This window comes from Albidovulum sp., assembly GCF_008933605.1.
In the GTDB taxonomy this organism is placed as follows: Bacteria; Pseudomonadota; Alphaproteobacteria; order Rhodobacterales; family Rhodobacteraceae; genus Albidovulum.
In genome coordinates this window covers 1-5,436 of sequence record NZ_WBUS01000185.1, presented here as the reverse complement: position 1 = coordinate 5,436, position 5,436 = coordinate 1, and the positions used below count along the sequence as shown (strand labels likewise).

5 protein-coding genes are annotated in these 5,436 nt (G+C 68.7%); all 5 read right to left on the bottom strand.

The window, feature by feature from the left end:
- Nucleotides 1–824: alanine racemase (locus F9K34_RS16655; protein WP_291338239.1), on the bottom strand; the 824-nt coding region annotated here is incomplete at its 3' end.
- A 51-nt stretch (nt 825–875) separates the two neighbouring features.
- Complete coding sequence (locus F9K34_RS16650; RefSeq protein ID WP_291338238.1) at nt 876–1,664, bottom strand: DUF1194 domain-containing protein; 789 nt, start codon at nt 1,662–1,664, stop codon at nt 876–878.
- A 57-nt stretch (nt 1,665–1,721) separates the two neighbouring features.
- Nucleotides 1,722–3,209: a replicative DNA helicase gene (locus F9K34_RS16645; protein ID WP_291338237.1), complete on the bottom strand. Its 1,488-nt coding sequence runs from the start codon at nt 3,207–3,209 to the stop codon at nt 1,722–1,724.
- Between the two features lie 183 nt (nt 3,210–3,392).
- Complete coding sequence (locus F9K34_RS16640; protein WP_291338236.1) at nt 3,393–4,073, bottom strand: orotate phosphoribosyltransferase; 681 nt, start codon at nt 4,071–4,073, stop codon at nt 3,393–3,395.
- A 105-nt stretch (nt 4,074–4,178) separates the two neighbouring features.
- A complete protein-coding gene (gene pyrC / locus F9K34_RS16635) occupies nt 4,179–5,219 on the bottom strand; it encodes a dihydroorotase (RefSeq protein ID WP_291338235.1) in 1,041 nt (346 codons plus the stop codon).
- Nucleotides 5,220–5,436: the final 217 nt, after the last annotated feature.

Below are 5,436 nucleotides of genomic sequence, written 5' to 3'. Positions count from 1 at the left end.
ACCTTCGCGCGCTCCGACATCGACCGGAAGAGGCCGTCGGCATAGCCGGCGGCGAGGGTGGCGATGCGCGCGGGGCGGGTCGCGGTCCAGCTGTTGCCGTAGCCCACGGTCTCGCCCGGCGCCACGCCGCGGACCTGCACCACCGGCAGCGACAGCCGCGCCACGGGGCGCGCCTCGGCAAAGGGGGCGCCGCCATAGAGGCCGACGCCGGGACGCGTGATCTCGAAATGGTAGTCGGGTCCGAGGAGGATGCCGCCCGTCGCCGCGAGGGAGCGCGGGATACCCGTGCCGCCGGTCATGCGGCGGAAGTTCTGTAACTGCGCCGCGTTCATCGGATGATCCGGTTCGTCGGCGCAGGCGAGGTGCGACATCAGCACCCTCGGCCCGCCGGCGAGAAGGCCGGGCGCCAGCGCGCGCCAGTCGGCTTCTTCCATCCCCAGGCGGTTCATGCCGGTATCGAGCTGCACGCCGAACGGATGGCCCGGCAGGGCGTCGAGATGCCGGCGCGCCTGTTCGGGCGAGTTGAGCATCGGAACCAGGCGTGCAGCGGCGAGCGCTTCGGCATCGCCCGCCATGTGGCCGGTGAAGACGAGGATTTCCGGCCCGGGTCCCAGCGTCGCGCGCAGGCGGGCGCCTTCGGCCGCCTCGGCGACGAAGAAACGGCGGGCCCCGGCGCTTGCGAGCGCGCGGGCGACGCGGTCCGCGCCCAGCCCGTAGGCATCGGCCTTCACCACCGCGCCTGCCTCGGCATGGCCAAGGGTCGCCAGCGCACGCCAGTTGGCGGTGACCGCGTCGAGGTCGATGGTGAGGACTGCCTGCGCCATGGCCGGTCTTTTGGCAGGCACGCCGGGCGGAGGCAAGCGCTTTGCAGGCGCTCACGGAAGGACGTCGAAGTTCCGGTTCCGCTGCCAGATCTTCTCGCCGATCTCGCAGTCGTAGGGCGGCTCGGCCTGGATGCGGATCAGCCGCTCGACGGGTGCGCCGGCGATCTCGAGCACGAGCTTGCGGGTGACGGCGGCAGTGAAATCCCGCCAGTCGGTCACCGGCACGACGAAGGCGCCGGGTCCGCCGATGACGCAGCGGGCATAGTAGATGTCGAGGTCGTCGAGCCGCCAGGCGGCGCCCCGCGCGTCATAGGTCATCAACGGCAGGCCGTTGATCGTGATGCCCTCGGCCAAGACCTCGTCGCGGGCGAGGGTCACGAGGCCGCCCTGGTTGTTGGGCCCGTCGCCCGAGATGTCAATGACGCGGCGGAGCCCCTCGAACGCGTTCGCGCCGATGAGGAAGGCACCCTCGCGCAGTGCCGAGGCGATGGAGGTGCGGCTTTGCGTGACCGTGTGCGTGTCGAGAAGCGTCGCAGCGAAGGCGTCGAGGTCGTCGCGCCCCTCGATCAGCGTCCAGTCGCGCACGATCGTCTGCCGATGTTCGCCGGCCCATTCGACGTAGGCGAGCGCGATCCGTCCCGTCATCGTCCGGCCGAGCGCGGCAGCCACCGCGTCGCTCATCAGCGCCTCGGCATAGCCACGCCGCTGGATTTCCAGTTCGGCTGGCGACATGGAGCGGGAGACATCGACGAGGAGCAGAAGCTCCAGATCGACCTCCTCGGCCCGCGCGCCGGGGGCCAGCACGGCAAGGGCCGCGAGAAGGAGAAGTGCGAAGCGCATGAGCAAGGGTCCGGCGCGCGGCGGCGCCTGTCCAGTCACTTTCGCGCGCGGCGCGGGTCAGAAGGCCTCTTCGACCTGCTGCCAGGGTCTCACGAGATTGCCGAAGCGGGTGAACCGGCCCTCGAAGCTGAGTTCCACCGTCCCGATGGGCCCGTGGCGCTGCTTGCCGATGATGACCTCGGCACGCCCGTGGACCTGCTCCATGATCTCCTGCCACTTGGCCATGCCTTCGAGATCATGATCGCCGGGCTTCTCGCGCTCGCGGTAGTATTCCTCGCGGAAGACGAACATGACGACGTCGGCGTCCTGCTCGATCGAGCCGGACTCGCGCAGGTCGCTGAGTTGCGGCCGCTTGTCCTCGCGGCTCTCGACCTGGCGGGAAAGCTGCGAGAGAGCGACGACCGGGATCGAAAGTTCCTTCGCCAGGGCCTTGAGACCCATCGAGATCTCCGCGATCTCCTGGACCCTGTTGTCGCCCTTGCCGGTGCCGCGCAGAAGCTGGAGGTAGTCGACGAAGACGACGTCGAGCCCGTGCGTGCGCTTCAGCCGGCGGCAGCGCGCTGCGACCTGGCTGATGGTCAGCGCCGGCGTGTCGTCGATGTAGAGCGGGCAGGTCTCGAGCGCCTTCGCGGCCTCGACGAAGCGGCGGAACTCGGCCTCGGTCATGTCGCCGCGGCGGATCTGTTCCGAGGGCACCTCCGAGGCTTCCGAGAGGATGCGCGCGGCGAGTTGTTCGGCCGACATCTCGAGCGAGAAGAATCCCACCACGCCGCCGTTCACCGCGCCCTCGGTGCCGTCCGGACGTGTGCCTCGCCTGTGGGCCTTGGCGATGTTGAAGGCGATGTTGGTCGCGAGCGAGGTCTTGCCCATCGAGGGGCGCCCGGCGAGGATCAGCAGGTCGGAGGGGTGCAGCCCGCCGAGCTTCTTGTCCATGTCGATGAGGCCGGTCGACATCCCGGACAGCTCGCCGTCCCGCTGGTAGGCGGCGAGCGCGGTCTGCACCGCCTCCGTCGTCGCCTTCAGGAACGAGACGAAGCCCTTCTCCGCCGTGCCCTGTTCGGCAAGCGTATAGAGCCGCTGCTCGGCCTCGATGATCTGCTCCTTGGGATCGTTGTCCACCTCGACCTTGCGGGCGCGGTCGGTGATGTCCTGGCCGAGCCGCATCAGCTCCCGCCGCACGGCGAGCTCATAGATCATCTGCGCATAGTCGCGCGCTGCGTAGGCCGAGATCGCGGCACCGGCGATCCGGGCGAGGTACGCCGGCCCGCCCAGCCCCTTGAGCCCTTCGTCATCTTCGAGATAGGCCTTGAGCGTCACCGGCGATGCGAGCGCGTTGCGCTGGATCCGCGCCACCGCGATCTGGAAGATGTGCTGGTGCACGGGCTCGAAGAAATGCTCGGCCTTCACCAGCGCGGCGATCCGGTCGTAGATGTCGTTGTTGGTCAGGATCGCGCCGAGAAGCTGCTGCTCGGCCTCGATGCTGTGCGGAAGCATGTCCGTTTCCGGGCCGACCTTGACCGCCCGGATCGTTGCGACTTCTGTCATTCTGTCCCCCGTCGTCGGCGATGGGATATGCTCCATCCGGGCCGCCGGCGCAAATTGTATATCGCTGTGGATGACCGGTGGATAAGCGCGAAACCGCCAGATGGTGGGGTATCCGGCGTGCCGCTGTCAATATCTTGTCGGAGTATTGTCCTGCGGTTGCGGCCACGTCCCGCCGACGTGGCGTCAGGTCCTGGACCGCGCGGCCTGCCAGGGGCGCGGAGAGGTCAGGAAGGCTTCGACCTCGTCGAGTGTCGCCCGGTCGAAGGCTTCCGATTCGCGCGCCTCCGCCAGCACGTCCCACCAGGTGCAGAGGTAGTGCAGCTTCACCCCGTGCCGGCCGAGCGTCTCGACCGTCTCGGGGAAGATGCCGTAGTAGAAAATCACTGCCGTATGGCCACAGCTCGCCCCGGTGTCGCGGATCGCGTCCACGAAGCTCAGCTTCGAGCCGCCGTCGGTCGTCAGGTCTTCCACCAGCAGCACACGGCTCGCCTCGCTCATCACCCCCTCGATGCGGGCGTTACGGCCGTAGCCCTTCGGCTTCTTGCGCACATAGGTCATCGGCAGCGCCAGCCTTTCGGCCACCATCGCGGCGAAGGGAATGCCGGCCGTCTCGCCGCCCGCGATGTTGTCGAAGGCCTCGAAGCCCGCCTCGCGCATCACCGTGACGGCGAGGAAATCCATCAGCGTGGAGCGGATGCGGGGGAAGGAGATGAGCTTGCGGCAGTCGATGTAGGTGGGCGAGGGCAGGCCGGAGGCGAGCGTGAAGGGCTCGGCCGCATTGAAATGCACCGCCCTGATCTCCAGCAGCATCCGCGCCGTCAGGCGGGCGATCTCTTCTTTCGGCGGGAAGGCGCTCGGGATCATGTCGTTTCCTCTTCTGCTTTCATCTTGCCGCAAATACCTCCCGCGGAGCGTCCGGCGCCTGGGCCGGGAGCCTCCGGCGGAGGTATTTCGGGCAAGATGAAAGGCTTACGTTGTCACATGCCAATAGACCGGAAACCCCGGGTTGAAAACCGTCACGGGGCCGGCACCTCCGGTGATCTTGTCCGGCCAGACGGCGGCGGAGCCGCGCTTTTCCAGCGTGATCGTGCCGCCGTTCGGCGCGAGCCGGTAGAAGGCCGCGCCGTTCGCGCTGGTGAAGGCCTCCAGCCGGTCGAGCGCGCCCTCCTCCTCGAAGACATGGGCGAGGACGGACATCGTGTTGGTCGCGGTGAAACAGCCCGCGCAGCCGCAGGCATGTTCCTTCAGGTGATCGGGGTGGGGCGCCGAATCGGTACCGAGGAAGAAGCGCGGATCGCCCGAGACGGCGGCGGCGCGAAGCGCGAGGCGGTGCGTCTCGCGCTTGGCGACCGGCAGGCAGTAGTAATGCGGCCGGATGCCGCCGGCGAGGATGTGGTTGCGGTTGATGACGAGGTGGTGCGTCGTGATCGTCCCGCCGAGGTCGCCGCTGCCCGACCGGACGTAGTCCACGCCCTCCCTGGTGGTGATGTGCTCCATCACCACCCGGAGGCCCGGCGTGGCGCGCCGGATCGGGTCGAGCACGCGGTCGATGAAGACCGCCTCGCGGTCGAAGATGTCGACGGCGGGGTCTGACACCTCGCCATGGACGCAGAGCGGCAGGCCGATCCCGGCCATCCTTTCGAGGACCCCGCGCACCTTGTCGAAATCGCGCACGCCGGACTGCGAATTGGTCGTGGCGCCGGCCGGGTAGAGCTTCACCGCCTTCACGAGGCCGGAGGCCGCCGCGGCGGCGACGTCCTCGGGGTCAGTCGCCTCGGTCAGGTAGAGTGTCATCAGCGGGTCGAACCTCATGCCTTCGGGGAGGGCGGCGAGGATGCGGTCGCGGTAGGCGGCCGCCTCGGCGCCCGTCACCACAGGCGGCACGAGATTCGGCATGACGATGGCGCGGGCGAAGTGGCGGGCGCTTTCCGGCAGCACGGCCTGCAGCATCGCGCCGTCGCGCAGGTGGAGGTGCATGTCGTCGGGGCGGCGCAGGGTGATCCGGGTCATGGTCCTGCCGTAGCGCGTTCCGCGCCGGCTTTCCATCGCCACCACGCCGGCGCCGGCGAAAAAACCCCGCGCGGGCTCTGGGCCGCTCTGCTAGGCTCGCAGCCGCAGCCCGGGCGCGAGAACCGGAGCATCAGCAAGGAGGAATCGTCATGTGCCATGCCTGCGTGATCGAGGGTGTGCGGAAATCCATGATGTCGCGGCGCGACCTCTTCCGGGG

Bases quoted from the DNA above. Each gene is read 5' to 3' on its own strand.
- F9K34_RS16650 (WP_291338238.1), bottom strand. From the start codon at position 1,664: ATGCGCTTCGCACTTCTCCTTCTCGCGGCCCTTGCCGTGCTGGCCCCC.
- F9K34_RS16645 (WP_291338237.1), bottom strand. From the start codon at position 3,209: ATGACAGAAGTCGCAACGATCCGGGCGGTCAAGGTCGGCCCGGAAACG.
- F9K34_RS16640 (WP_291338236.1), bottom strand. From the start codon at position 4,073: ATGATCCCGAGCGCCTTCCCGCCGAAAGAAGAGATCGCCCGCCTGACG.
- pyrC (WP_291338235.1), bottom strand. From the start codon at position 5,219: ATGACCCGGATCACCCTGCGCCGCCCCGACGACATGCACCTCCACCTG.